Here is a 26,714-nt window from a genome sequence, read left to right as displayed (position 1 = left end):
GGAGCAGGCGATGAGGCGTCATAACAGAATGACAACAGGAAGAAAGAAACAAAACAGGGCGGCGGCAGCATTTTTGCTGCCAAGCCTTGGAGGTGTTGCGCTGTTTGTCCTGATACCTTTTGCGGATGTGATCAGACGCTCCTTTCTGGATGCCATGGGGATAGAGTTCAAAGGAATCGGAAATTATCTGGAATTGTTTCGCAATTCCGCCTTTTTACTGGCAGTGAAGAACACTATGCGGTTTGCTTTTATCTGTATTCCTCTTTTATTACTGCTTTCACTGGGGGTTGCGGTGCTGCTTTCAGGAGTTGGAAAAAAGGGGAGGATACTGAAAAATTTTTATCTGATCCCCATGGCGATTCCGGTGGCATCCATTGTGCTTTTGTGGAAGTTTTTATTTCATAACAATGGGTTTTTGAGTGCTTTTTGCAGTATGGTACACCTATCGCCGCAGGACTGGATGAACAGCAGTGCCGCGTTCTGGGTATTGGTCGTCAGCTATCTGTGGAAAAATATGGGCTATGATATCATTTTGTGGAGTGCAGGGCTTGCCGCGATACCGGAAAACCTGTATGAAGCCGCGAAAGTGGACGGTGCCGGCAGTCTGGACTGCTTCTTCAGGATCACACTGCCGAATCTGCTTCCTGTTTTGTATACCATCACAGTGCTCTCTTTTCTGAACTCTTTTAAAGTGTTCCGTGAAGCGTACCTGGTGGCAGGGGATTATCCCCATGACAGCATGTATCTGCTGCAGCATGTATTTAATAACTGGTTTCGGGAGCTTTCACTTGACAAGATGGCAGCAGGGGCAGTTATGACATTTCTGGCAGTTATGGTACTGATCCTGCTTCTGCAGAGGGCCTGGGGCAGAGAGGAATGACTGGGAATGAAAAAAGTTATATTTGTGATTTTAGGGATATTTGCACTGCTGGCAGCGTATCCGGTGCTGTTTCTTCTGGCTGGTTCCCTGATGGGAAAGCAGGAGCTGGCCGGGTATCTGTCGCCAGTCCTGGCAAAAGGGGAGGGATATGCAACCTTTCGTCTGTTTCCCATGTACCCCACACTGCGGGCCTATGTTGAGCTGCTGCTGGATTCTCCGGGATATTTTGTTATGTTTTGGAATTCCATACGCGTCACAGCGGGAATCCTTCTGGGACAGATACTGGTGGGAGTGCCTGCGGCGTGGGCATTTGCCAGATATGATTTTCCGCTTAAGAAGCCGGTGTTCACGGTATATATAACACTGATGATGATGCCGTTTCAGGTGACCATGCTTTCTAATTACCTGGTGCTGGACCGGCTGGGGCTTATGGATACGCTTTGGGCAGTGATCCTTCCGGGGGCATTTTCCACATTTCCGGTATTCATTATGTACCGGTTTTTTACCGGCATACCGGAGGCTGTGGTAGAATCCGCCAGGATAGACGGGGCAGGCGAAGGGAAGATATTTCTGTATATGGGGATTCCCCTGGGGTCCGGAGGTATTTGTTCTGCTCTGGTGCTGGGATTTCTGGAATGCTGGAATCTCATTGAACAGCCCCTTACATTTTTGAAGAACAAAGAGCTGTGGCCTCTTTCCCTGTATCTGCCGGATATCGGGCTTTTGGAAGCACCCGGGGCGTTTGCGGCTTCTGTGGTGGTGCTTCTGCCGGCTCTTTTTATTTTCCTGGGCGGACAGGATTATCTGGAGCAGGGGATCGTGGCAGCAGCGGTGAAGGAATAGAGGTGGAGAGATGATACGATCAAAAGGGATGAATAGCCTGAGACAGAAAGCATTTTTTATGCTGACCATATTCCTGGTAATGATGACGGCATTTACTGTTATATCAAGAGCCGCCGACAGTGTGACGGTAGCGCAGGTGGATGTGGAAAAAATCTCCTCAAAAGTGATTGAACATACCGTGGAGGGTGACGGGACTGTGAAGGAGAATCTGGAGAGGGCAATAAGCACGGAACCGGGTATTATGGTGGAGACACTGTTTGCTGTTCCGGGGAGGCAGGTGGAAGAAGGGGAGCTTCTCATGCAGCTCAGGATGGAAGACATTGAGGAACAGATGGAAAACCTGAAAGCAGAGATAAAAAAGCTGGAACTTAACAATCAGGATTTGGACAGCAAGAAGAAAGCAGAACAACAGAAAAAATCGGTACAGGCCCAAAGGGCCCGGGAGGATTATGAGCGGGCAGAGACCGAAGGGGGGAACCGGCTGGCCCAGGCGCAGGCAGCACTTGCAGAGGCGGAGGAAAAGCTGGAAGAATTCTATCAGGCGCAGCAGGGAGAAAGCGGCGGCGAGGATCTGACTGTCCAAACACTGCAGCAGTTGTGCAAAGAGCGGGAGGAAGAACTCTCTAAAATACAGGCACGGATAGATACCCTGTTAGAGAAGACGGAGGAGGAGGTCTTAAAAGAGATCCGTCTGGCGGAGGAAGAAAACGGTCCTTTGACGGAAGCACAGAAGGAAGAGATCAGGGCACGAGTGGAGCAGGAGAATGCCCAAGACCTTACAGATGCACAACAGGTATTACAGGAGGCATCCCAGGCCCTTTCAGAGGCCCAGAGCGCTCTTGCGGAGGCCGAAAGCAGTAAACAGGCAGCAGGGGAACAGAGTGCCAAAGAGCAGGAAGCACAGCTTTTGGCTGATATAGAAGCAAAAAGGCAGGCCTGTGAGGAAGCCGGGAAGGCGAAAGAAGACGGGGAGATACAGGCCGGCAGAGCGTTGGAGGATGCAGGGGCTGCTGAGGGCAGTGACAGCACGGAGAAGATAAATAACCTGGATCTGGATGCGAAGAAGAAAAGCCTGGAAAAGCTGGAAAAACTGAAGGAGGATCAGGGTCAGATTTTATCGCCGGTGAAGGGTGTGGTGACGGAACTGAAGGTTTCAGCGGGTGATCATACGCCTGATACAGCGCTTATGACACTGGCAGATTTAAGTTCAGGGTGCAGATTTGTAATGCAGATAGACAAGAGTCAGGAAAAATATATAGCCAGAAAAGATCCGGTCAGACTGTCCCCTGCGGACGGCCAAAAGGATATTGAAAATCTGGAAGTGGAGAGCATTACACCGGATGCGGAGGATAAGACAAAACTTAATGTGACGGTCCTGCTTCCTGCTGATACCCTGGAGATTGGGACAGCAGCCAAAATGACCAGTATGCGTAAGGAAAAGGTACAGGATACCTGCATTCCTGTGGAAGCCCTGCATATGGAGAATTCTAAATATTATGTACTGGTCGCAGAGGAAAAGAAGACAGTTCTGGGCACAGAACTGACAGCCACCAGAAAAGACGTGGTCGTGAAGGATAAAAACAGTACCTACGCCGCGCTGGACAGCAGCAGTCTTTTGCCGGATGACCGGATCATCACAGAGTCCGACAGGACCATTGATGCAGGCAGCAGAGTGCGCCTGCGGGAAACATGAGCGGCGGGAAAAGTGCTGTCTGCAGGTTTGTGGTGTTAGGTCTGCTGCTTGTCTGCTGGTTCCTGGCAGAGGCCGCTGCGATCGGTACAGAGAAATACAGCGAAGGGGTTTCCGTAAAAAAGACGAAGGGTACCTGGACGTATGACGAGGCGGAGTTTATCCGGCAGGAGGAACAAAAACAGGAGTTTCCTGACTCCTGCACCTTTTTGGGGGAGAGGGAGGAAGAGTATCTGGAAAACAGAGAGCTGGGGAGAATGGAGACGGCCTCTGTCATTGAGGTGCTGGGGGAGACACAGGGATTATTGCCGGCATCGGCGCCTCTGTATGAGGAGGACAGGGAGAGCTGCCTTCTGTCTGAGGACATGGCTTATAAATTGTTCGGAAGCAAGAATGTGATGGGGGAGGAGATACTTTACAGAGGAAGAATTTTGATCGTTCGAGGGCTTTTAAGGGGGATGGAGCGGACTGCAGCCGTACAGGCAGCCAAGGAGGGGGACAGTGTCCTTGATACCATAGCATATGGGGCGAACACGGAAGACCAATCCCTGGAAGATCCGGTGCAGACATTTCTTCTGCGCCACGGAATACAGGGAAAGGTACAGGAGCGGAAGTATTTTGCAGCCTGTGCAAAGCTGCTGGTGTTCTTTCTTCCGCTGGTGATCTTTGTCAGAATGGTAAGACAGCTAGCAGGAAATATGAGAGCACAGAGGGGCAGACGGATACGGACAGCAGCCTTGTGGGCGGTGATGATATGGATGACGGTGCTGTTTTTCATGCTTTTTTGGAAGCCTCTTGGCTTGACAAGGGATGTGGTGCCCACAAAATGGTCAGACTTTATGTTCTGGAAACAGATGACGCAGCAGATCCGGGATAATTTCAAGCTGCTTCTTCAAACCCAAAAGACGAGCCTGGATTTTCTTGTGCTCGGCCCCTTCTTTTCCTGTCTGAAATACTGTATTTTGACCTGGGGGTTATATGCCGTCAGATGCAGGTTACAGAAAAAGGCAGGGGCAGGGGAAACGGCGGCAGGGATACTATTTTCCTGGATCTTGCTTCTGGGAACCATCTGTTTCGCAGGTGACAGTGCTCTTTGGCTTGTGGGACAGAAGAGTGTCTGGTTTGGGACCTGCTTTTGGCTGGTCGGAGAATACGCGGCGCAAAGAATGCAGGTGTCCTATAAAAACGGGTGTTCTATAAAAATAAGATAATTTGATACTAACATATTTGATAGAAGGATGTATGCCGGCAGGCGATGATAGCGCCAGGGAAACCTGGAGCAGCGCTGTGTTACCGCCAGGCTGCATCCTTTAGCATTATCATTTCCTGGGGTTGTTCAAAGGAAGTATTGTCCAGAAAAAGACTTCCTCTGTCTTTGTATCCGAGTTTCCTGTAAAAATGCTGGGCGTCTTCATCGACTTGTGTTGATGTCATTATGGTTTTATAGCCAAGCCCCCACATCTCCCGTTCCCAGAAAAGCATGGACTGCCTGCCAAAACCTTTGCCCCGATACGATTCATCCAGATAAAGCAAGGTCAGAAAAGGTATGAGATCCAAAAACAGATTATACCGCAGAACGCCTATGGGTTTATCCTCATCACTGATGATATATCCCCGTCTGTCCCGGAATTTTAACAGCAGTTCATTCTCACTTATATGTTTATCATAAGTAAGCCAAAAAGATTTGTCAGATTCTAATGCATATCGGATTTTAAACATTTTTCACCTCTTATCTTCCACTGAATGATGAAATACCATAGAAATAAGTCTATAGCCCATATTATTTGTCCTGGCATCTGCTTTGTCAAGCAAAATTGTCTTTTTTATTATTTAACACTGTAGTGAGATAAAATGTTGAAATAAAAAAATATCTGTGTTAAACTTTACATATAGATTCTGTTTTTCTCATATTCTTGACATCCCTTTGGATGTTCTGCCTGTCTCGATCAAGGAAACCCTGAAATAAGTACGAAATGAATGCAGTCACGGAACAGTCACACACAGATACACGTGCATAGTATTAGTAGAAAAGAGGTGAATGGATGACAAAATTAAAGGAAAAGATCAGCGAGGCATTATCTTCCGTATTACCGATTACCTGCATTGTGTTTTTGCTGAGTATTACCATTACGCCCATGCCCATTGGGACGGTTCTGCTGTTTGTACTGGGAGCTGTTCTGCTGGTAGTGGGGATGGGATTTTTTTCATTGGGTGCGGATATGTCCATGATGCCTATGGGAGACGGCATTGGAAATGCGCTTGTCTCCTCCGGGAAAAAGGTCATCATGTTTATGATTACCTTTGCCATTGGATTTATCGTCACCATTGCGGAGCCTGACCTGACGGTTCTGGCGCACCAGGTGCCGGGTATACCGGACAGGGTGCTTATATGGACGGTCGCCTGCGGTGTGGGATTATTTTTGATGCTCTCCTGGATTCGCATTGTCTTTCGGGTGGATCTAAAATATCTTTTGATCTTCTTTTACATTGTGGTATTTGTCCTTGCGTTTTTTTCTATGGACAGCTTTATGGCAGTGGCTTTTGACAGCGGGGGCGTAACCACTGGGCCTATTACCGTTCCGTTTATCATGGCGCTGGGAGTGGGTATGGCCAATGTGAGGAACGCGCATGCGGAGGAGGATAGCTTTGGGCTGGTTGCTCTTGGCAGTATCGGGCCTATTCTGGCGGTCCTGATCCTGGGGATCGTGTATCATCCCAAGGGAGCTGCTTACACACCTTTTGAGATGGTACATGTGGAGACAACAAAAGATGTGGTAAAGACATTTTTGGCGGAGATGCCCCGGTATGTCTGGGAAGTGAGCAAGGCACTGCTCCCCATTCTTGGCTTCTTTATCCTGTTTCAGGCCATAACCAGGTATTTCAAAAAGAAGTCTGTCATTAAGATATTGGTGGGAACGCTGTATACTTATGTGGGGCTTATATTGTTTTTATGCGGCGTCAATGTGGGGTTTATGCCGGCGGGATATTTTATCGGTTCTGAGATAGCAGCTTTATCCTATAACTGGGTCCTTGTGCCTATTGGCATGGTGATCGGATTTTATATTGTAAAGGCAGAGCCTGCGGTGCATGTGCTGAACCGCCAGGTGGAGGAAGTGTCCTCAGGGGCTATTTCTTCCAGGGGAATGCTGTACTCACTCTCAGTTGGGGTGGGGATCTCTCTCGGCATTGCCATGCTCCGTGTGCTGACGGGGATCAGTATCATGTATTTTCTTATTCCGGGTTATCTTATCGCGCTGCTGTTGAGCTTTTTTGTGCCAAAAGTATTTACAGGGATCGCATTTGATTCCGGCGGGGTGGCCAGCGGTCCAATGACAGCAACCTTCCTTCTGCCCCTGGCCATGGGGGCCTGTGAAAGCCTGGGAGGGGATGTGATGATGGACGCTTTTGGTATTGTGGCAATGGTGGCCATGACGCCCCTTGTAACCATTCAGATTCTGGGTTTGATGATGAGGAGAAAGAAGAAAGCAGTATCCTTAACCCAGGAGGAGGATGAGATTCTTGCTTTTGAGGAGGTTTTGGATGAGTAAGCAGAAAGTAAAATGTTTGGTCGCCATTGTAAACAGGGGAAAGGGCAGTCTGGTTGCTGATATCTGCAGGAGTTATCAGATCTATTTTACGTGCGGGACACTGGCCCTTGGCACTGCGGGAAGTGAACTTCTTTATTATCTTGGGATCGGTGAGACAGACAAGGAAATGCTGTTCAGTTTTCTGCCTGCCTGTCTGGAACGTGATGTCATGCATGAGATAGCAGGCAGGATCAATATTAAAAAGCCGGGTCACGGCATTATGTTTACGGTTCCTTTGAGCGGTATCAGTACACTATTCCGGCAGAAAGTTATGTGCGAAAGCGCAGATAAGGAGGAGTATATGGAGCAGGCGGAAAGAAAATATGAGCTGGTGGTTGCAGTGGTGGACCATGGTTTCCAGGACCAGGTCATGGATGCCGCAAGAGCAGCGGATGCCACAGGGGGGACGGTATTTCATGCCCGTTCTCTGCACGATGAGGATGCTTCCTCTTTTCTGGGAATCCGGCTGCAGGGGGAGAAGGATGTGGTGATGATCTTATCAGAGACCGGGGCATATACCGGGATCATGCAGGCTGTCAATGCAGCCTGCGGTCTGAAGACAGAGGCAAAAGGACTGATATTTTCTCTGCCGGTGGACCATTTTATAGGGATTTGACTATAAAGATTTGACTTTGTACGGGCAGAATGATACAATTTATCGTAGTAAATTTCTGGAGGACATTAAGATGATTAACGATAAAAAAGTATTATTCAGCGGGATGCAGGCAACCGGAAACCTGACACTTGGAAACTACCTGGGAGCGCTGAAAAACTGGGTGACATTAAGTGATGAATATGAGTGCTTTTACAGCGTTGTGGACATGCATTCCATAACGGTGCGCCAGGACCCGGCAACTCTGCGCAAAAGAGCCCGCGCACTTCTGACATTATATATTGCAGCAGGACTGGATCCGAAGAAAAACTGCATTTACTACCAGTCCCATGTATCAGGACATGCGGAGCTTTCATGGATCTTAAACTGCTTTACTTATATGGGTGAGCTGAGCCGTATGACACAGTTTAAGGACAAATCTGCAAAACATGCGGACAATATCAACGCAGGCCTTTTCACTTACCCGGTTTTAATGGCAGCTGACATTCTGCTCTACCAGGCAGATGTGGTCCCGGTGGGGATTGACCAGATGCAGCATCTGGAGCTGACACGTGATATTGCCACCCGTTTTAACAATATTTATGGGGATGTGTTTACAATCCCGGAAGCTTATATCGGCAAAGTGGGCGCAAAGATCATGAGTCTGCAGGAGCCTTCCAAAAAGATGTCCAAGTCAGATGAAAATCCCAATGGAAGTATCTATCTCATGGATGACCCGGATACGATCATGCGCAAATGCAAACGTGCGGTGACTGACTCGGAGGCTTGTATCGCATACAGAGAGGAACAGCCGGGACTTAAAAACCTGCTGGATATTTACTGTGCATGTACCGGCAGGACCACGGAGGAAGCTCTGCGTGAGTTTGAGGGCAGAGGCTACGGGGACTTGAAGATGGCTGTGGGCGAGGCCGTAGTCAGCGTTCTGAAACCTCTGCAGGATGAGGTTGCCAGGCTGGAGAAGGACAAGACGTATATTGATTCCATCATCAAGGAGAATGCAGAGAAAGCCAGCTATTTTGCCAACAAAACGCTGCGCAAGGTACAGCGGAAAGTGGGATTTCCGGATAGGATCCGTTAAGCTGCGCCGCGGGCGGACTGCGGCATATATTTGAGTTTTCGTAACTGGGAAGATAGGGAACAGTTACAAATCTTGTACAGGAGGGAATGTATATGACAATGGATGAAGTGATCACCGTACTCAGTATGCAGGAGGAAATACTCCAGTTTTCACATTTTACCAACGAGGATGCATGGGAATTGGGAATGATGCTTGTGGCGGAGAGCAGACGCAGAGGTCTGGACTGTGCTGTATCCATCCGCAGGAATAATGGATATGCGGTATTCAAATACGCGGGGAATACAACCAATCTGAACAATGACAGATGGATGGACAGGACATTCAATACGGTCCGTACACTGGAGAAGAGCAGCCTTTTGGTGTACAGTGAGCTGCAGAAGAATGAGGAGACCATGGTGGATATTGCCCTGGACCCGAAAGAGTTTTCCTGCATGGGAGGCGGTTTCCCTGTGCGTGTGGATGAAGTGGGCGTAGTGGGGGCCATTATGGTGACGAACCAGAATCATTATATCAACCATGATATTATTGTGAAGACACTGGGAAGATACCTTCATATTGATGAAGTGCCCAGGATCAGAATGCTGTAAAGGTCAGGATCTAACCGGTCCTGTGACTGTGAGAGCCGGGTGGAAGTATAATTCCACCCGGCTCTTATGCGTCTATATCCGGCGCAGGGAATGGTCGTTTATTCAACATCCAGGAATGTTATGGAGGCATCTGCCTTCAGTGCAAGATTGGCTTCGGCTTCAATACATTTGGTGATCCCCGCAATAACAGGACATCCTGCGTGTACGGGAAAATTCTTGAGGGCATATGTAAAGAATGGGCCGGCACCGGGTTTGACGAGACAGACCTCATAAGCATCAAAGGTGCTGCCCAGTTCCTCCATCATCTTTTTTACACTGGGGCAGCCGCTTGCCACTTTTATGGTGACTTCGGTTTCCTCATCCTCCGATGCAGTGGCAGTGACGAGAGTAGAAAATTTACAGATTCCCGGTTCGATTTTTACTTTAGTCATTTGAATTCCTCCCTTTTTAAGATAAATAGTAATTGTTCAGTACCCTCACAGTTACATGCAAAATCCATGCAAAATCGCCTTTGGCGATGGGATTTTTGCTTGGCCGTGGTACACTTTCTTACGGTCAGCGCAGTGAATGCGCAGACCTACTGAATAGTTTCGATAAATACATATATAGTTTATGATCGAAGCGGTTCAGTACCTTTACAGGAAAGGCGGACGTCTATGCAGGATCGCTTTTCGTGAGGGGATATTGTCCGGCTGCTGAACCATTACTTATAATTTTTATTATAGCACTTCTTTGGAGGATTGAAATAGGAAAGTTACAGTTTATTTGACGGTAAGTATAGGAAAGTTACAGTTTATTTGACGGTAAGTAAAAGTATTGCATTTGCTGTATGCAAAAGCAGTATATTATGTTATACTGAATATGCTCCATCGGCAATTCCTGTCGGTGTAAATTTCTTTGCAGATTCTGCAGCATTTCCATATGATATATTTTTGCAACATAATTTTTTAAAGGCGGGTGATGCTTATGGGCTGATTTCTTTGTTGTACCATTTTACATATGTATGCTACAATAAAGGAGGAAAAATGAAATTTAGGATCAGATACGGATTACAGGCAGTATTCCGCAGAATCCATATAAACAGACAGTACAAAGACCGTCTTTTCCGTATGGTTTTCCGGAGGAAAAGAGAATTACTGGACTTGTATAATGCAGTAAATGGTACTGAATATACGAATGTGGATGATTTGACAGTGATCACGATTGACGATGTGATATATCTTGGAATGAAGAATGATATTGCTTTTTTGATCGGATGTGATATGAACCTGTATGAACATCAGAGTTCCTGGAATCCCAATATGCCGCTGCGAGGGCTGTTGTATTTTGCGGATATGCTCCGCGGTTATATAGAAAAAAATGGGCTTGATATCTATTCTTCAGGGAAAATAAAGCTTCCTGTTCCAAGGTATATCATTTTCTATAATGGAACCAGGGAGGCTCCTGATAAATCGGAGATGCGGCTCTCGGATTCATTTATGGAGTATGCAGGGGAGGCGGCTCTGGAATGCAGAGCGGTTCTTCTGAATATCAATAAGGGACATAATAAAAAGATCATGGACAAATGCAAACGGCTGTCCGATTATGCATATTTTATCCAGGCTGTACGGGATTACGCAGTAAAGGAACAGTCCTTGGAAAAAGCAGTCAGTCTGGCTGTTGAGGAATGTATAGAAAAAGATATACTGGCAGATATATTAAGAAAAAACAGAGCGGAGGTGATGAACGTGGTGTTGACATCCTATAACGTGAAACAGCATAATCAGACATTGAAGCGGGAAGGGAGAGAAGAAGGGATACGGGCAATGGTGGAGGTCTGCAGAGAACTGGATATCCCCGATGCCATTATCAAAGAAAAGCTGAAAGAGAAATTCAATTTAAATGATATGGATGCGGACAGGATGCTGGACAACTAAGTCAGACAGCTCCGGATGGAATAATGGCCGCCCGGGGCTGTCTGTTTCCGGAAGATATCAGGGAATAAAAGTTACTATTTACAGCCCTGCAAAAAGCGCAGTTCTGTAAACAGTAACACGCTTCGCGATGCACAGATATGGAGCATTCTGCCCCATATCGCGCTGGCTGCCTCGGGATTTTCATGCGCAGGCGCATAAAAATACCTCGCGGGATAGTGGCCGTGAATAGTAACTATAAAAGACTTATTCGGATAAGTGAAAGGCTTTTTCCATATCATCCGGCAGGGGCACGTGAAAACACATAGGTATTCCGGTGATAGGGTGTATAAACTCCAGCGCGGAGGAATGCAGGGCAACCCTGGATATCCGGGTGAAATCCGGGTGATAGAGATAATCCCCCAAAAGGGGAGCGCCCAGGTACTGCATATGTACACGGATCTGGTGGGTACGCCCTGTCTCCAAGTGAAGCTCGGCCAGTGTGATATTCTGACAGGTCTCCAGCACTTTATAATGAGTGACTGCCTGCTCCCCCTTTTCAAAGTCCACACACCGCTCAATGGCAGAAGTCTCTTTTCTGGCAATGGGAGCGTCTATGGTTCCCTGGGGAGCGGGGAGGGGACCGTCGCAGAGCGCCAGATAAGTCCTGTGGATCTGCCGTTCCTTCATCTGGGCGGACAGGATGGAGGCACTGAGGGCATTTTTGGCCACGATGAGTAGGCCTGTGGTATCCCGGTCCAGACGGTTGATACAGCGGAAGATAAATTCTTCCCCCGCAGACCGGTAATAGTGTGCAACAGCATTGGCAAGGGTATTGTGGTAATTGTTGACGGAGGGATGCACAGGCATGTCAGCAGCCTTGTCAAGGACTAGAATATCCTCATCCTCGTAGATCATGGAGAGGGGGAGGGGAACCGGAAGGATATGCTCTGAGGACTGAAGTTCCTCCATGAAAATTATGAGTGTGTCCCCGGTGCGGAGCATGGTCTTTACATAGGCCCATCCACCGTTTACCTTTATACTGTCGCTGTTCTTTTTTAACTGAATGATGATCTGCCGGGAATATCCCCTGGCTTTTAAAAAGGATTCCACCGTGCAGGGGGAATCCTTTTCACTTATTCTGTAAATGAAAGTTCGGTTCATAAAAACTCCTGTTTTTGTTTCCGATCCTCTTACTTGGATTTTACCTTATTCCAGAGTTCGTTGTAATAAGAATCTGCTTCATCGCCCAGGAACTGGAAGGTTTCGCTTCCCTTCAGATCCTCCGCTTCAGGAAAGAGCACTTTGCTGTTCCGGATACTGTCATCCTCGATCAGCTCCCTGGCAGCTTTGTTGGGCGTTGCATAAGTGATATATTCAAAGTTCATCAGCGCAATGTCGGGACGGCAGAGGAAGTTAATGAATTTTTCTGCATTTTCCTTATTCTGCGAATTGGATGGGATCACCCAGGAATCAATCCATACATTGGTACCTTCTTTTGGGATCACGTATTCCAAATCCGGGTTTTCTCTCTGGGTATAGAGCGCTTCACCGGAATAGATCACACCCAGCGCAGCCTCGCCCCCAATCATTTTGTCTCTTACCTGATCCACCACATAGGCCTGGACCAGCGGTTTTTGTGCGATCAGATTGTCTGTGGCCTGGATCAGTTCATCCACTATAACAGAGTTCAGGGAATAGCCCTTGCGCTTTAGGGCAACAGCAAAAGCATCCCGGACAGAATCCTGCATGAGGATACTGTCTTTATACTTTTCATCCCACAGGATATTCCAGCTGTCCACATTTTCCTTGACCATGGTTTTGTTGTAGAGGATACCAACCGTGCCTACGCAGTAGGGAACCGAGTATTCATTCTTCGGGTCAAAGCTCTTGGACTGCTCCATATAGGTGGGATCTATATTCTTGAGATTCGGTACATTGTCCCAGTTGATCTTGGCCAGCAAATCATTCTCCCGCATACGCTGGATCATATAATCTGAGGGACAGACCACGTCATAGGCAATGGCTTTTGACATGATCTTGGGATACATGATCTCATTGGTTTCATATTCCTCATAGGTGACTGTTATACCTGTCTCCTCCTCAAAGATGTCAATGACCTCCGGGTCCATATATTCGCCCCAGTTGTAGACGATCAGTTTTTCATCGGACACACTTCCTTTGTTGCCCAGGTGGAAGAAAAAGCCGGCGCCGGCCACAAGGATGACAAGTGCTGCAGGGATGACTTGACGGAGAGGAAGCTTCTTCTTTTCAAGCTCTGAGGAGAGCTTCTTATCCGGCTCTTTTGGCGCTGAGTTCACCAGGATCATGATGACCATAACGGACAAAAAGAGCAGGGTGGAGAGTGCATACATCTCCGGCCTTATGCCTTTGCGCACCTCGGAATATATCTTGGTTGACAGGGTATCCACCCCCGGCCCCTTGGTGAAATGGGTGATAATAAAATCATCCAGGGACATGGTGAATGCCATGAGAAATCCTGACAGCACACCGGGCAGAATATCCGGAAACACCACTTTCATGAATGCCTGGAAAGGTCCTGCACCCAGGTCCCTGGCGGCCTCATAGGTACTCTTGTTTGTCTGCTTCAGCTTAGGCATAACGCTCAGAATGACATAGGGGATATTGAAGGTTATATGCGCCATTAAAATGGTGGAAAAACCGAGGGTAAACCGACATGCAATGAACAAAAGCATGAGGGAAATACCTGTCACAATATCAGAATTCAATATGGGAATATTGGTGACTCCCATAAAAACCGTTCGCCATTTGCTCTTCATGGCATTGATGCCAATAGAGGCGCAGGTTCCGATCAGGGTTGCCAGTATTGCCGATAAAAATGCAATGACCAGAGTGTTGTAAAGGGCCCCCATGATGGCATCATCCTTAAACAGGGAACCATACCATTTCAAGGTGAAACCGCCCCATTTGGAACGTGATTTGGAGGCATTGAAGGAGAGGATCATAAGTGTCACAATAGGCGCATACATGAGAATCAGAATAAGCGCCAGGTAAATATTTCTAGCTGTCTTCTTCATCAGAACATTCCTCCTTGCCCGTCTTTGTCATACTTGGTGGTAACTACCATGCTGATCAGGATAAAGACCATCAGTACCAGGGAAAGTCCGCTTCCTGTATGCCAGTTGCTGCCCTGCTTGAATTTCTGTTCAATGACATTTCCGATCAGCAGGATCTTGCTGCCGCCCAGCAGATCAGAGATCACAAAGGTGGTGAGCGCAGGTACAAATACCATGATGACACCGCTCACAACCCCCGGCAGGCTCAGGGGAAAGATGATCTTTCTGAAAGTGTACAGCTCCGTGGCGCCCAAGTCCCTGGCGGCGCTGATGATGTCTTTGTCAATCTTGGATAGCACATTGTAAAGCGGCAGCACCATAAAGGGCAGGAAGTTGTACACCATACCCAGTATGATGGCATAGGGCGTATTGATGAGCTGGATGGACGGCAGATGCAGGAAATCCAGCAGCTGATTGATCACACCGTTCTTCTCCAGCAAAGTCTGCCATGCCATGGTGCGCAGCAGAAAATTCATCCACATGGGAAGGATGAAGATCAGCACAATAAAACTGGTCTGATTTACCTTCATACCGGATAAAATCATGGCAAGAGGGTAGGCTAACAACAGACAGATGACGGTGCTCACAATGGAGAGCAGTAAAGAGAGGCAGAGTGCCTTGAAATTCTCCACGGTTCCGATGGCCAAAAGGTTTTCATAAGTCAGATGGCCGTCCACATCTGTCAGACCATAATATAAGACCATGGCAAGAGGGATTAGGATAAATGCCACAGCCCAGAAAAGATAAGGTCCGGTCAGTAATTTTTTTCTATTCATTCACTCCTATGGCCTCCTCGTCCTCCGATACCGGCTTGTGCATGATCTGGATGTCGAAGGGGTCCACATGGATGCCCACTTTCTGACCTACGGGGAACATGTCTGTACTGTGTACCAGCCACTCAAAACCGTTTGCCTGGACTTCCATCTCATAGTGGACGCCTTTGAAGATCAGATGGGAGACTACGCCCTGGATCGTGCCTTCCTCAGGCTTCACCAGGTCCACATCCTCGGGGCGGATGACAACGTCCACGGGTCTGTTGCGGCCGAAGCCTTCGTCCACACAGGGGAATTTGGCACCCAGGATCTTCACCAGCCTGTCCTCCAGCATGGTACCTTCTATGATATTACTCTCACCGATAAAATCGGCTACAAACGCATTCTGCGGTTCGTTATAAATATCCTCAGGGGAACCCATCTGCTGGATATAGCCCTGGTTCATGACCACAATGGTATCTGACATGGTGAGGGCTTCCTCCTGGTCATGGGTCACGTAGATAAAAGTAATGCCCAGTTCATTTTTTAAGCGGATCAGCTCGTACTGCATGTCCTGGCGCAGCTTCAGATCCAGGGCTCCCAGAGGCTCATCCAGAAGCAGAAGGCGCGGCTCATTTACAATGGCCCGGGCAATGGCAACACGCTGCTGCTGGCCGCCGCTCAGGGAATCGGGAAGACGGTTTTCAAAACCCTCCAGATTTACCAGTTTCAGTGCGTATTTGATCTTGTCTTTGATATAAGCGTTGCTCTTTCCGGCAATTTTTAAACCAAAAGCAATATTTTCTTCTATATTCATGTGGGAGAACAGGGCGTATTTCTGGAATACGGTGTTCAGATTTCGCTTGTTGGGCGGTAGATTGGTAATATCCTCTCCGTCAAAAATAACCTGTCCGAAATCCGGCGATTCAAAACCGCCCAGGATACGGAGAGTGGTTGTCTTACCACAACCGCTGGGTCCTAAAAGGGTAAGAAATTCATTTTCCCGGATGGACAGATTCAGCTTGTCCAGAACAATCTGATCGCCAAATCCTTTGGAAATGTCAATTAAATCCACCAGTGTATGGTTCATTCGCGTTCTCCTTTACGTGATATGAAATAATCCAGAACCTGTCCCATAAAACCGGCTCTGCCGGGGAAAGACTCTGAATTTCATTATACTAAACCCACAAACCTTGTCAACATAAATGTTGCGAATTTGGCGGGAATTGCATTGTATAAAGAAAAAGTTTGTGGTAGAATGTCGTTAGACCACGGATAGCGGCAGGAAATCCCTGCCAACCGGGGAGAATCAGAATAAAACAGGAGGGTATTGCATAAATGAAAGAGAAGTATGTTGCATATGTTGGAACGTATACCCATGGAAGCAGTATCGGAATCCATTTATATGATGTAAATGTAGAAGAGGGGACACTTACAGAGAAAAAAGTCATTCCTGTAAATAATTCCTCCCACCTGGCCATATCATTAAATGGGAAATATCTCTATTCCATTGCCGACGAAGGAGTTGCTGTATTTTCAATTGATTCGGACGGAGATCTTACCTTTATTAATAAAGTAGACATTGACGGAATGAGAGGCTGCCACCTGTCCACCGACAAGGAAGGAAAGTATCTCTATGTGGCAGGTTATCATGACGGTAAGGTTACCGTGGTACATACCCACAGGGACGGACGCCTGGGAAGCGTCATGGACGGGGTATTCCACAGAGGACTGGGAAGTGTTGCGGAGCGGAACTTCCGTCCCCATGTAAGCTGTGTGCGTCCCACACCGGATGGAAAATATCTCTGTGCAGTGGACAACGGCATTGACCAGATGAAGATATACCGGGTAAATGCCAGGACCAGTAAGCTGGAGCTTGTGGATGTCCTGCGCTGTGTGAGGGAGTCCGGACCGAGACTGATCAAATTTAGTCCAAACGGCAAATTTGCATTCCTGAATTTTGAGCTGAGCAATGAAGTCCAGGTATACCGTTACGACGGAAGCGGCAAGAATCCTGTTTTCGAGCTGATCCAGACAGAAAGCACATTGGTGTCCCACGATGATGAGACCCATGATGCCACATCCGGCATGTGTCTGTCACCGGACGGAGAGTATCTGTTCTGCTCCACAGCAGGGGAAGATACAGTGTCCATGTTCAAAGTGGATGAGGAGACAGGCAGTCTGGAAAAGCAGTTTATACTGCCCATCAGCGGTGAGTATCCAAAGGATCTGGAGATATTCCCGGATGGAAAGCATCTGGCAGTGGTGAACCACGAATCCAGTTCCATCACCACATTTACCATTGATTATGAGAACAAACTGCTGGTTATGAAAGGGAAACCGCTGAAGGTGGAGACACCAAACAGTATTATATTCCACAAATGTGAGGAAGAATAAAAGAAAGGAAGTGTTATCATGGAAGGTGGGCCTTGTCCCGGGAAATCGAATCAAGACAATAAAATAAAGAGTAGAAACCCCATAGGCAGGCGCGTCTGACATCTTTGCGCCCGTTTATGGGGCGTGAAGGGAGATAACATGATCAGAATTTTCAAAACAATAGACGGAAAAATGCATCAGGTGGAGGAAGCCGTTGAGGGATGCTGGGTTGCCCTCACGGATCCCACAGCAACAGAGATTTTTGAAATTTCCAACAAGTATGGGATAGAGGTGGATGATCTGCGGGCGCCTCTGGATGAGGAAGAGCGCTCCCGTATTGAGGTGGAGGATACTTACACCCTTATCCTGGTTGACACACCCATAATTGAGGAACGCGGTGACAAGGATTGGTTTGGGACCATTCCTCTGTCCATCATTGTGACCAATGAAATGATCTTCACTGTGTGTCTGGAGGATACTTCTGTACTTGGAAAGTTCATGGATGGCCGTGTGCGGAACTTCTATACTTATATGAAGACCAGATTTATTCTGCAGATCCTTTATAATAATGCCAGTATGTTCCTGCATTATCTGCGTATCATAGATAAAAAGAGTGAGGAAGTGGAGGAGAAGCTTCACGCTTCAACCAGAAACCAGGAACTGATCGAGCTTCTGGAACTGGAAAAATCCCTGGTGTACTTTACCACGTCCCTGCGTTCCAATGAGGTGGTGCTGGAGAAGCTCCTGAAAGTGGAACGGATCAAACAGTATCCCGATGACACAGACCTTTTGGAGGATGTTATCGTGGAGAACAAGCAGGCCATTGAGATGGCCAATATTTACAGCGGTATTCTGAGCGGGATGATGGATGCCTTTGCATCTGTTATTTCCAACAATCTGAATATCGTCATGAAGTTTCTGGCAACCGTGACCATTGTCATGTCCATTCCGACCATGATATTCAGTGCCTACGGCATGAACGTGAATACCTCGGGGATGCCTTTTGCGGGGAGTCCTTATGGGTTTGTGATCGTGATCGTGCTGTCTTTGGTCCTGAGCTTACTGGTTGCATTGATCTTCTCCAAGAAAAATCTTTTCTAAAGACAGGAAAGTTTCCCTGAGGGGGGAATATTGATATCAGAAACGAGGAGAATTTATGAATTTTTTGAACAAAATGGAAAGGAAGTTTGGGCGTTTCACCATTAGAAATCTGACAAAGTACATCATCCTGCTATATGTGATCGGATATGTACTTTATTTTCTGGGTGACGTTACAGGAATTCCGATCAGCGCTTATCTGATGCTGAGTCCCGCCCACATTCTGCAAGGACAGATATGGAGACTTGTGAGCTGGCTTTTGATTCCTCCATCCGGGCTTAATATATTTACCATCATCATGCTTGCACTGTATTATTCCCTGGGTACTTCCCTTGAGAAGACGTGGGGAGATTTCAGATATAATGTCTATATCCTGGGAGGTATTTTAAGCACGATCATCGGTGCTTTTCTGCTGTATTTCATACAAGGGCCAGTAAATTCCCTGTACGGGATGGCAGCTATCTCCACATATTATATCAACCTGTCAATCTTCCTGGCTTTTGCAGCCAGTTATCCGGATATGCAGCTTCTTCTGTACTTTATCATTCCGGTGAAGATCAAGTGGCTGGCATATCTGGATGTGGCATACCTGGTTTATAACTTTATAAAGACACCGATCTGGTCAATCAGAATGATGATCATTGCATCCCTGCTGAACTTCATTGTTTTCTTTTTTGCCACCAGGAATTACAACCATATCAATCCAAAAGAGGTGCACAGGCGGCAGCAGTTTCAAAAAGCAGTCCATCCCAAAATGGCACCGGGTGTGACAAAGCATAAATGCGCGGTGTGCGGCAGGACGGAAAAGGACGGGGATAACCTGGAATTCCGTTTCTGCTCCAAATGCAACGGCAACTATGAATACTGCCAGGATCATCTTTTTACTCATGAACATATAAAGTGACGATATCATTAGGAGGAATTTATGCGCAAGACGAAGATTGTATGTACCATGGGTCCGAATACGGACAAAAAAGCCACAATGAAAGCGCTGGTCAGACACGGCATGGATGTGGCCCGCTTCAACTTTTCACACGGGGATTACGAGGAACAGCGTAACCGTATGAACCTGCTGAAAAATGTCAGAGAAGAGCTGGATAAGCCGGTAGCTATACTCCTTGACACCAAAGGCCCGGAAATCCGTACCGGAGTCCTGGAGGATGGAAAGAAAGTAACTCTGACAGAGGGCGCAGATTTCACTCTCTATATGGAAGAAATGACAGGTAATGAAAAAGGATGTTCCATCACATATCCCGGACTGGCAAAAGAGGTCAAACCGGGCAATAAGATCCTGATCGATGACGGTCTTATTGAGCTGGACGTAAAGGTTGTGAAAAAGGACCATATTGTCTGTACAGTTGCCAACGGCGGAGAGCTGGGGGAGAAAAAGGGCGTAAATGTACCTAACGTCAGAGTGAAACTTCCGGCTATCACAGAGAAAGACAAGGCGGATATCATTTTTGGTATCCAGCAGGATATTGATTTCATCGCCGCTTCTTTTATCAGGAATGCAGCAGGTGTCAAGGAGATCCGCAAGATTCTGCAGGAGCATCATGCAGAGCAGATCAGCATCATTGCAAAGATCGAGAACGCAGAGGGTGTTGAGAATATTGACGAGATCATTGCAGCCGCAGACGGCATCATGGTGGCCAGAGGCGACCTGGGTGTGGAGATACCGGCCCAGGAAGTACCTTACATCCAGAAGCTGATCATCAAAAAATGCAATGAAAACTATATTCCGGTCATCACCGCCACGCAGATGCTGGATTCTATGATCCGTAATCCCCGTCCAACGCGTGCGGAGGTGGCGGATGTGGCAAATGCCATCTATGACGGAACCGATGCAGTCATGCTTTCCGGAGAGACCGCAGCAGGTAAATACCCGGTAGAAGCCCTGACTATGATGGGGGAGATTGCTGAGGATACAGAAAAACATGTGGATTATGACAAATACATCCAGCACAGGACCATGTACAAACAGACATTGGTATCCAGTGCCATCGGTATTTCATCTGTCCGCACAGCCAGAAATATTGATGCGGACTGTATCATCACACCGACTATGTCAGGCAAGACCGCAAGGCTGGTATCCAGCTTCCGTCCGACTATGCCCATTTACGCTATCACACCCAACGAGTTTGTACAGCACAAAATGCAGCTCTACTGGGGTGTCAGACCGCTGAAAGGCAATACAAAAGACACTACAGAGAACATCCTGACAAGTGCCATGGAGACCGTAAAACGCAAACGCCTTGTGAAAAAAGGCCAGCTTGCAGTCTTCACCGCCGGTGACCCGGCTACCAACAGCCGCAAGGATGAGCAGAATGTTACCAATATGCTCCATGTGATCGAAGTAAAATAAAAAATTATGATTTTCTGAGTTACTGTACACAGGCCACTGTACCGGGAGGTGTTTTCATGCCGGAAGCATGAAAATCCCGAGGCAGCCAGCGCGATATGGGGCAGAATGCTCCATATCTGTGCATCGCGAAGCGTGTTACTGAACACGGAGTGTACAGTAACTTTTCTGAGGCTCCCCAGTATATCTGGGGAGTTTTTGTGTTGCAAAATGCGGAAAAAACCGTTATGATAGTATCCGTACAAAAAGGAGCAGAACTATGGAGAAAAAAGAAATCCACGGCGTTGTTTTTGACATGGACGGCCTGATGTTTGACAGTGAGAGGATCGTAAAATACTCCTGGGATGTGGCGGGAGAGCGGATGGGATACGGAAAGCTGGGGGATAATATTTTTCATACCCTTGGTTTTAATGTAGACAAGAGAAAGCGCCACTTTAAAGACAAGTACGGGGAAGATTTTCCCTTCGGACAGTTCCGGGATGAATACAGAAAAGCATTTTGGGAGTATGAGGAGAAGAATGGCCTTCCGGCAAAGAAAGGGCTTCATGAACTTCTGGATGTGCTGGCACAGCGGGGGATCCCCATGGCGGTGGCAACCTCATCAAGCCACGAGTATGCAAAGAACAATCTGAAACGGGAAGGGATAACCGCATATTTTACGGCTGTCATCACAGGGAGTATGGTTTCCGAGGCAAAACCATCCCCTGAGATTTACCTGAAAGCCTGCGAAGCGCTGAAGGTCAGCCCGGCCCATGCCCTTGCCCTTGAGGACTCTTACAACGGCATACGCTCTGCCCACAAAGCAGGTATGATAACCATAATGATACCCGACCTGCTCACGGATTCCTCACCGGTGGACCAACTGCTGGACGGCAAAATGGAATCCCTGCTTGCCGTTGCCAGGTGGATTGAAAATTGTTGATATAAAAGAAATTACCAAAGGAGAAAGTTTCAATGGAGAAAAAAACATTTGTCACAAAAGAACAGTTGGATGAAATTGTAAAAAAATACCCAACGCCCTTTCACCTGTATGACGAGAAAGGGATCCGGGAGAACGTGAAAGCAGTGAAAGAGGCATTTTCCTGGAATGAAGGGTTTAAGGAATATTTTGCTGTGAAGGCAAATCCAAATCCCTTTCTGGTGGATATTTTAAGAGAATACGGCTGCGGCTGTGACTGCTCCTCCTACACAGAGTTGATGCTGTCCGAAGCCATGGGCTGCACAGGGGATGACATTATGTTCTCCTCCAATGACACACCGGCAGAGGATTATGTGTATGCCGGCAGATTGGGAGCCACCATTAATCTAGATGATTTCACACATATTGATTTCCTGGAAAAGACCTTGGGTGCTATCCCAAAACGCATTAGCTGCCGCTATAATCCGGGCGGTGTGTTTGAGATGGGGAACGGCATCATGGACAATCCTGGGGATGCAAAATACGGAATGACCACAGAGCAGATGTTTGAAGCCTTCCGCGTCCTCAAGGAAAAAGGTGCGGAGGAATTTGGGATCCATGCATTTCTGGCCAGCAATACGGTGACAAATGAGTATTACCCGGTGCTGGCAAAAGAACTTTTCCAGCTTGCCGTAAAGCTGGAACAGGAGACCGGGGCAGATATTAAGTTCATCAACTTGTCAGGTGGCGTGGGCATTCCTTATACCCCTGATATGGAGGCAAATGATATCCGAGTCATCGGAGCAGGTGTGAAAAAGGTGTACGAGGAAGTATTGGTTCCTGCCGGTATGGGGGATGTGGCGATCTATTCGGAAATGGGACGTTTTATGATGGGACCATACGGCTGTCTGGTAACCAAAGCCATCCATGAAAAACACACCCACAAGGAGTATATCGGCGTGGATGCCTGTGCGGTGGATCTGATGCGCCCTGCCATGTACGGTGCCTATCACCATATCACGGTCATGGGAAAAGAAGACAAACCCTGTGACCACAAATACGATATTGCAGGCTCCCTGTGCGAGAACAATGACAAATTTGCAGTTGACCGCATGCTGCCTGAAATCGAAAAAGGAGACTTGCTGGTCATCCATGACACAGGTGCACACGGCTATGCCATGGGATATAATTATAATGGAAAACTAAAATCCGCGGAAATCCTTCTGAAGGAAGACGGCAGCACACAGCTCATCCGCCGCGCGGAAACGCCGAAAGATTACTTTGCAACCCTGGATTGTTTTGATATTTACAGTAAACTGGATCAATAAGAGAGATACTGCCCCAGACCGGAGACAAGCCGGCCTGGGGCGTTTTATGTATAAGAGTCTTACAGCATACATGCTCCCGGGCTTGACGGTAACTTGTACCCTTAAAGCGGCTATTATGAGGAAGATTTCCTCTACGATTTAAAAAATGATCCATATGAGTTGACGAATCTGGCAAAAGATGATAAGTATAGAGATATCAGAGCGCAGCTTGCAAAGGAACTTCAGGAGGAGATGAAAAAGGCCGGAGAAGAGGTTCCGGTCATTGCACCTTCATCAGAAAGCTGCCTTGTATAAACCAGAAAGGACAGCAGAAAATATATGGATGAATTACTCTACGGTGTGGCATATTATGATGAATATATGCCTTATGACAGACTGGAAAAAGATGTTGCAATGATGAAAAAGGCAGGGATCAATCTGGTGAGGATCGCGGAATCCACCTGGAGCACATTGGAACCCCAGGATGGGGTGTTTGATTTTTACCATATTGACCGGGTTCTGGATGCCATGGAGGAGGCCGGTATCCACGTGATCGTGGGCACGCCAACCTATGCCATTCCGGCCTGGATGGAGAAAAAGCATCCGGATGTGATGGCAGTGACAAAACAGGGCCGGGGTATTTACGGGGCAAGACAGATCATGGATATCACCAACCGCCATTATCTGTTTTACAGTGAACGTGTCATAAGAAAACTGATGGATCATGTGAAGGACAGAGCGTGTGTCATAGGCTATCAGATTGACAATGAGACAAAATATTACGGGACCGCAGGGGAACGCGTACAGGAGGCATTTATTGCTTACTTGAAAGACAAATTCCAAGGTGATGTGAAAGCCATGAACCGGGAATTCGGCATGAATTACTGGAGCAATGCCCTGCATTCCTGGGAGGATTTTCCCGATGTGAGAGGGACGATCAACGGCAGTCTGGGCTGTGAATTTGAAAAATTCCAGCGGGGCCTGGTGACGGAATTTCTGTCCTGGCAGGCAGCCCTTGTAGGGGAATATAAGAGGGAAGACCAGTTTATCACACATAACTTTGATTTTGAGTGGAGGAACCATTCCTTTGGTGTACAGCCGGAGGTAAATCATTTCCATGTATCCAAATGCCTGGATGTTGCAGGGTGTGATATCTATCATCCGACCCAGTCAAAGCTGACGGGGAAGGAGATCGCCTTTGGCGGGGATTTGACACGTTCCTTAAAGCAGGACAACTACTATGTGCTGGAGACCGAGGCTCAGGGCTTTACCCAGTGGGTGCCTTATGACGGGCAGCTCAGGCTGCAGGCATTTTCCCATCTGGCAGGCGGAGCGGACTGCGTGGAATACTGGCACTGGCACTCCATCCATAATTCCTTTGAGACTTACTGGAGGGGGCTGTTAAGCCATGATTTTGCTGAGAACAAGACATATCGGGAAGCAGTGGTCATCGGAAATGAAATGAAGCGTCTGGGAAGCCATTTGCTCCATTTGAAAAAAGAGAATAAGGCTGCCATTATGGTGAGCAATGAAGCGCTGTCAGGTCTGAAATGGTTCCCGATCCACGGCAGTCCGGAGCAGAAGAGTTCCTACAACGATGTGGTGCGCTGGATTTATGATGCCCTCTATGAGATGAATGTGGAATGTGATCTTGTGTCGCCGGAGGCGGAAAATCTGGAAGATTATAAGATGTTGATCCTTCCCGCGCTCTACTGTGTGTCGGAGGAGACGCTTCTCAGGATCAGAAAATTTACGCAGAACGGCGGATGTCTTCTGGGTACGTTCAAGACTGCTTATGCCAATGAGAATGTGAAAGTTTACCATGATTCCCAGCCTCATATCCTGTCTGAATGCTTCGGGATCCTGTATAATCAGTTTACATACCCGGAGGATACATACCTGGAAGGCAGACTTTGCAGCAGACAGGAGAAAGAGGAAGCAGAGGTATTCATGGAATGTATTCAGGCAAAGGGGGCAGAGACGGTCCTCCGGTATGTGCATGACAACTGGGGCCAGTATGCCGCAGTCACAGAGAATACGTTCGGCAAAGGAAAAGCTGTGTACCTGGGATGTATGTTCAGCCCAAAACTGCTGAAAAAGCTGTTGGGAGAACTTTTAAATGACTGCCAGATCCATCCGAATCCAGGTTCCTGCGGATTCCCGGTCATTGTGCGGGGCGGCAGAAACCAAATGGGAAAACAGGTGTATTATTTCCTCAACTATTCCGGAGAGAAACAGGAGGCTGTGTGCCCGGAGGGAACATGGACAGAGCTGTTTTCAGGGGAGACCAAGAGGGCAGGGGAAAAGTTGTTCTTACAGAAATGGAACCTTTTGATCCTGGAAGAACAATAACCATTATAGGATCATTTCGCGTAACAGTTCAGCCTTTCTGAACTGTTGCCATTTTGCGTACGAGTCCGGCTTGCCGGACTCGTTGTCTGTTGCATGGGAACGTACCAAAGACTTTTTGGAGACAGCGGCCATGCCTGTATGTGGGAACTCTGATGAGTCTATTTTCCCGCTTGATAGCGGCAGTATTTCCTGCATCCGAACAGGCAGGCAAAGACCAGAATAATGCCTGAGATCAGATAGCTGCCCAAACGGTAAGCAAAGGGCGCGGAGGTAAGTTCATGGAGCGGCAGGAAGAACGGAAGACAATGGAACAGCATCCGGAGCAGCATTACGATCCTGCCGGGTCTCATTTCCACAAGGAAAACGGTGTAAAGGGCTGCAGGGAGCAGATAAGCAGCAGCGGACCAAAGCAGAGTGGAAAAAGAGCTCTTTTTTACAGAGGAAATATACAGCGTTATGGCAGCAGTCACGAGAACAGAAAAAAGCCCTGCCAGCAGATAAACCAGCAGTACGGCACCGGTGGTCCTTTTGGGGTCGCCATTCCAAAATAGATTGCCTGTGATCAAGTCGGGAAAAGAAAGGCCTGCGCTGACCGCAAGGCCGTCGCTGCCATAAATAGACAGAAAGGCCCCTGTAAGAAGCAGGGTAAACAGAAGGTATATGCCGCCTGCCCACGCAAATGCTGCAAGGATCTTGGCAGCCGCTGTCTTTGTCCTTCCGTTTTGTGTGGTCAGCAGAATATCGGCCGCCTGTCCCGCGTACTCTTCAGAGAAGACAGGAGCACAGGAAATGATCACCAGTGCAGAGACGATCCAGAGGACCATCATATGCGTTTCACTGAAGGTGTTGTCCCAGCCGCCGATATAGCCGTATACATATTCTCCGCTCATCATTTCCGCGGCATACTTGTCGTCCGTACCGGCAAGGGCAGTGGGAACACCCCCCTGGGATCTGGAGTTGGAAAGGCGGGTGGTCACAAAGCGGCTGGTGGAATTGGCATAATAGCCAGGTGCAGTATCGCCTGTATCCTCTGTATCCAGATCATTATCATTTATATGCCAGCCAAATTCTTGTATGACAGCCTCCGCCTTTTCCCGGGTCAGGGGGCCTGCGTAGCGGCGGGCGATTTCCCGGTCATATTGAATGGCTTGTGTTCTTCTCAGACAGGTACCGTTATCAAAAACAAATTCTGTGCCAAGGGCAGACATCTGAACATAGGCTGCCATGAATAAAAAGCCCAGCAGTGCTCCGATCATAAGTATTTTCCTGGAACAGATCTTGTACAATTCATTTCGGAACAGCAT

General features: G+C 47.7%; 24 protein-coding genes. 17 read left to right on the top strand and 7 right to left on the bottom strand.

The window, feature by feature from the left end; all coding sequences use genetic code 11:
• The first annotated feature begins 10 nt into the window (after nt 1-10).
• The 4 genes from CI595_RS01260 to CI595_RS01245 are packed head-to-tail and all read left to right on the top strand — an operon-like array spanning nt 11 to nt 4,624.
• A complete protein-coding gene (locus CI595_RS01260) occupies nt 11-880 on the top strand; it encodes a carbohydrate ABC transporter permease (protein WP_095170912.1) in 870 nt (289 codons plus the stop codon).
• Between the two features lie 6 nt (nt 881-886).
• A complete protein-coding gene (locus CI595_RS01255; RefSeq protein WP_095170910.1) occupies nt 887-1,723 on the top strand; it encodes a carbohydrate ABC transporter permease in 837 nt (278 codons plus the stop codon).
• A gap of 10 nt (nt 1,724-1,733) precedes the next feature.
• Nucleotides 1,734-3,416 (top strand): HlyD family efflux transporter periplasmic adaptor subunit, encoded by a 1,683-nt coding sequence (locus tag CI595_RS01250; protein WP_095170908.1) that lies wholly within the window; start codon nt 1,734-1,736, stop codon nt 3,414-3,416.
• The gene (locus CI595_RS01245) at nt 3,413-4,624 is read left to right on the top strand and encodes a hypothetical protein (RefSeq protein ID WP_095170906.1); all 1,212 of its coding nucleotides are present in this window, start codon (nt 3,413-3,415) and stop codon (nt 4,622-4,624) included. The genes CI595_RS01250 and CI595_RS01245 overlap by 4 nt, the downstream gene beginning before the upstream one ends.
• A gap of 79 nt (nt 4,625-4,703) precedes the next feature.
• On the opposite strand, the gene CI595_RS01240 is transcribed toward CI595_RS01245, so the two are convergent.
• On the bottom strand, nt 4,704-5,132 hold the full coding sequence (locus tag CI595_RS01240; RefSeq protein WP_095170904.1) for a GNAT family N-acetyltransferase: 429 nt from the start codon (nt 5,130-5,132) through the stop codon (nt 4,704-4,706).
• 323 nt (nt 5,133-5,455) lie between these two features.
• On the opposite strand from CI595_RS01240, the gene CI595_RS01235 reads away from it, so the two are divergent.
• The 4 genes from CI595_RS01235 (at nt 5,456) to CI595_RS01220 (ending at nt 9,278) form a co-directional block, all read left to right on the top strand.
• The gene (locus CI595_RS01235) at nt 5,456-6,961 is read left to right on the top strand and encodes a DUF1538 domain-containing protein (RefSeq protein WP_095170903.1); all 1,506 of its coding nucleotides are present in this window, start codon (nt 5,456-5,458) and stop codon (nt 6,959-6,961) included.
• Nucleotides 6,954-7,616, top strand: coding sequence for a transcriptional regulator (locus tag CI595_RS01230; protein WP_095170901.1), 663 nt, complete (start codon nt 6,954-6,956; stop codon nt 7,614-7,616). Before CI595_RS01235 ends, CI595_RS01230 begins: the two co-directional genes overlap by 8 nt.
• A gap of 70 nt (nt 7,617-7,686) precedes the next feature.
• The gene (gene trpS, locus CI595_RS01225; protein WP_095170899.1) at nt 7,687-8,691 is read left to right on the top strand and encodes a tryptophan--tRNA ligase; all 1,005 of its coding nucleotides are present in this window, start codon (nt 7,687-7,689) and stop codon (nt 8,689-8,691) included.
• 92 nt (nt 8,692-8,783) lie between these two features.
• Nucleotides 8,784-9,278, top strand: a complete 495-nt coding sequence (locus tag CI595_RS01220) for a heme-degrading domain-containing protein (protein ID WP_095170897.1) — start codon at nt 8,784-8,786, stop codon at nt 9,276-9,278.
• 98 nt (nt 9,279-9,376) lie between these two features.
• Here CI595_RS01220 and CI595_RS01215 read toward each other — a convergent pair whose 3' ends face one another.
• Complete coding sequence (locus tag CI595_RS01215; protein WP_095170895.1) at nt 9,377-9,709, bottom strand: DUF6951 family protein; 333 nt, start codon at nt 9,707-9,709, stop codon at nt 9,377-9,379.
• Between the two features lie 594 nt (nt 9,710-10,303).
• Here CI595_RS01215 and CI595_RS01210 point away from each other — a divergent pair.
• A complete protein-coding gene (locus CI595_RS01210) occupies nt 10,304-11,194 on the top strand; it encodes an RpnC/YadD family protein (protein ID WP_147737681.1) in 891 nt (296 codons plus the stop codon).
• A 243-nt stretch (nt 11,195-11,437) separates the two neighbouring features.
• Here the strand turns inward: CI595_RS01210 and CI595_RS01200 are convergent, their stop codons facing one another.
• The 4 genes from CI595_RS01200 to CI595_RS01185 are packed head-to-tail and all read right to left on the bottom strand — an operon-like array spanning nt 11,438 to nt 16,110.
• Nucleotides 11,438-12,334, bottom strand: coding sequence for an RluA family pseudouridine synthase (locus CI595_RS01200; protein ID WP_095170888.1), 897 nt, complete (start codon nt 12,332-12,334; stop codon nt 11,438-11,440).
• A 29-nt stretch (nt 12,335-12,363) separates the two neighbouring features.
• Nucleotides 12,364-14,229, bottom strand: coding sequence for an extracellular solute-binding protein (locus CI595_RS01195; RefSeq protein ID WP_095170886.1), 1,866 nt, complete (start codon nt 14,227-14,229; stop codon nt 12,364-12,366).
• Complete coding sequence (locus CI595_RS01190; RefSeq protein WP_095170884.1) at nt 14,229-15,044, bottom strand: ABC transporter permease; 816 nt, start codon at nt 15,042-15,044, stop codon at nt 14,229-14,231. Before CI595_RS01190 ends, CI595_RS01195 begins: the two co-directional genes overlap by 1 nt.
• Nucleotides 15,037-16,110 carry an ABC transporter ATP-binding protein gene (locus CI595_RS01185; RefSeq protein ID WP_095170882.1) on the bottom strand — a complete coding sequence of 358 codons (1,074 nt, stop codon included), beginning with the start codon at nt 16,108-16,110 and terminating at the stop codon, nt 15,037-15,039. The genes CI595_RS01190 and CI595_RS01185 overlap by 8 nt, the downstream gene beginning before the upstream one ends.
• Nucleotides 16,111-16,358: 248 nt before the next feature.
• Between CI595_RS01185 and CI595_RS01180 the strand changes: the two genes are divergently transcribed.
• The 8 genes from CI595_RS01180 (at nt 16,359) to CI595_RS01150 (ending at nt 25,410) form a co-directional block, all read left to right on the top strand.
• Nucleotides 16,359-17,417, top strand: a complete 1,059-nt coding sequence (locus CI595_RS01180; protein ID WP_095170880.1) for a lactonase family protein — start codon at nt 16,359-16,361, stop codon at nt 17,415-17,417.
• Between the two features lie 138 nt (nt 17,418-17,555).
• Nucleotides 17,556-18,497 carry a magnesium transporter CorA family protein gene (locus CI595_RS01175; RefSeq protein ID WP_095170878.1) on the top strand — a complete coding sequence of 314 codons (942 nt, stop codon included), beginning with the start codon at nt 17,556-17,558 and terminating at the stop codon, nt 18,495-18,497.
• Between the two features lie 55 nt (nt 18,498-18,552).
• Nucleotides 18,553-19,398: a DUF1751 domain-containing protein gene (locus tag CI595_RS01170; RefSeq protein WP_095170876.1), complete on the top strand. Its 846-nt coding sequence runs from the start codon at nt 18,553-18,555 to the stop codon at nt 19,396-19,398.
• Between the two features lie 21 nt (nt 19,399-19,419).
• Nucleotides 19,420-20,856, top strand: coding sequence for a pyruvate kinase (gene pyk / locus CI595_RS01165; protein WP_095170874.1), 1,437 nt, complete (start codon nt 19,420-19,422; stop codon nt 20,854-20,856).
• A gap of 256 nt (nt 20,857-21,112) precedes the next feature.
• Nucleotides 21,113-21,775 (top strand): HAD family hydrolase, encoded by a 663-nt coding sequence (locus tag CI595_RS01160; RefSeq protein ID WP_095170872.1) that lies wholly within the window; start codon nt 21,113-21,115, stop codon nt 21,773-21,775.
• A gap of 32 nt (nt 21,776-21,807) precedes the next feature.
• Nucleotides 21,808-23,079 carry a diaminopimelate decarboxylase gene (locus CI595_RS01155; protein ID WP_095170870.1) on the top strand — a complete coding sequence of 424 codons (1,272 nt, stop codon included), beginning with the start codon at nt 21,808-21,810 and terminating at the stop codon, nt 23,077-23,079.
• A gap of 159 nt (nt 23,080-23,238) precedes the next feature.
• Complete coding sequence (locus CI595_RS25945; protein ID WP_147737680.1) at nt 23,239-23,373, top strand: hypothetical protein; 135 nt, start codon at nt 23,239-23,241, stop codon at nt 23,371-23,373.
• Nucleotides 23,374-23,397: 24 nt separating this feature from the next.
• The gene (locus CI595_RS01150; RefSeq protein ID WP_095170868.1) at nt 23,398-25,410 is read left to right on the top strand and encodes a beta-galactosidase; all 2,013 of its coding nucleotides are present in this window, start codon (nt 23,398-23,400) and stop codon (nt 25,408-25,410) included.
• A 158-nt stretch (nt 25,411-25,568) separates the two neighbouring features.
• Here the strand turns inward: CI595_RS01150 and CI595_RS01145 are convergent, their stop codons facing one another.
• A complete protein-coding gene (locus CI595_RS01145; RefSeq protein ID WP_095170866.1) occupies nt 25,569-26,714 on the bottom strand; it encodes a hypothetical protein in 1,146 nt (381 codons plus the stop codon).

The organism is Blautia hominis (assembly GCA_002270465.1).
GTDB lineage: Bacteria > Bacillota > Clostridia > Lachnospirales > Lachnospiraceae > Blautia > Blautia hominis.
The sequence above is the reverse complement of the archived record's forward strand: the minus strand, read 5'-3'. Positions and strand labels throughout refer to the sequence as shown.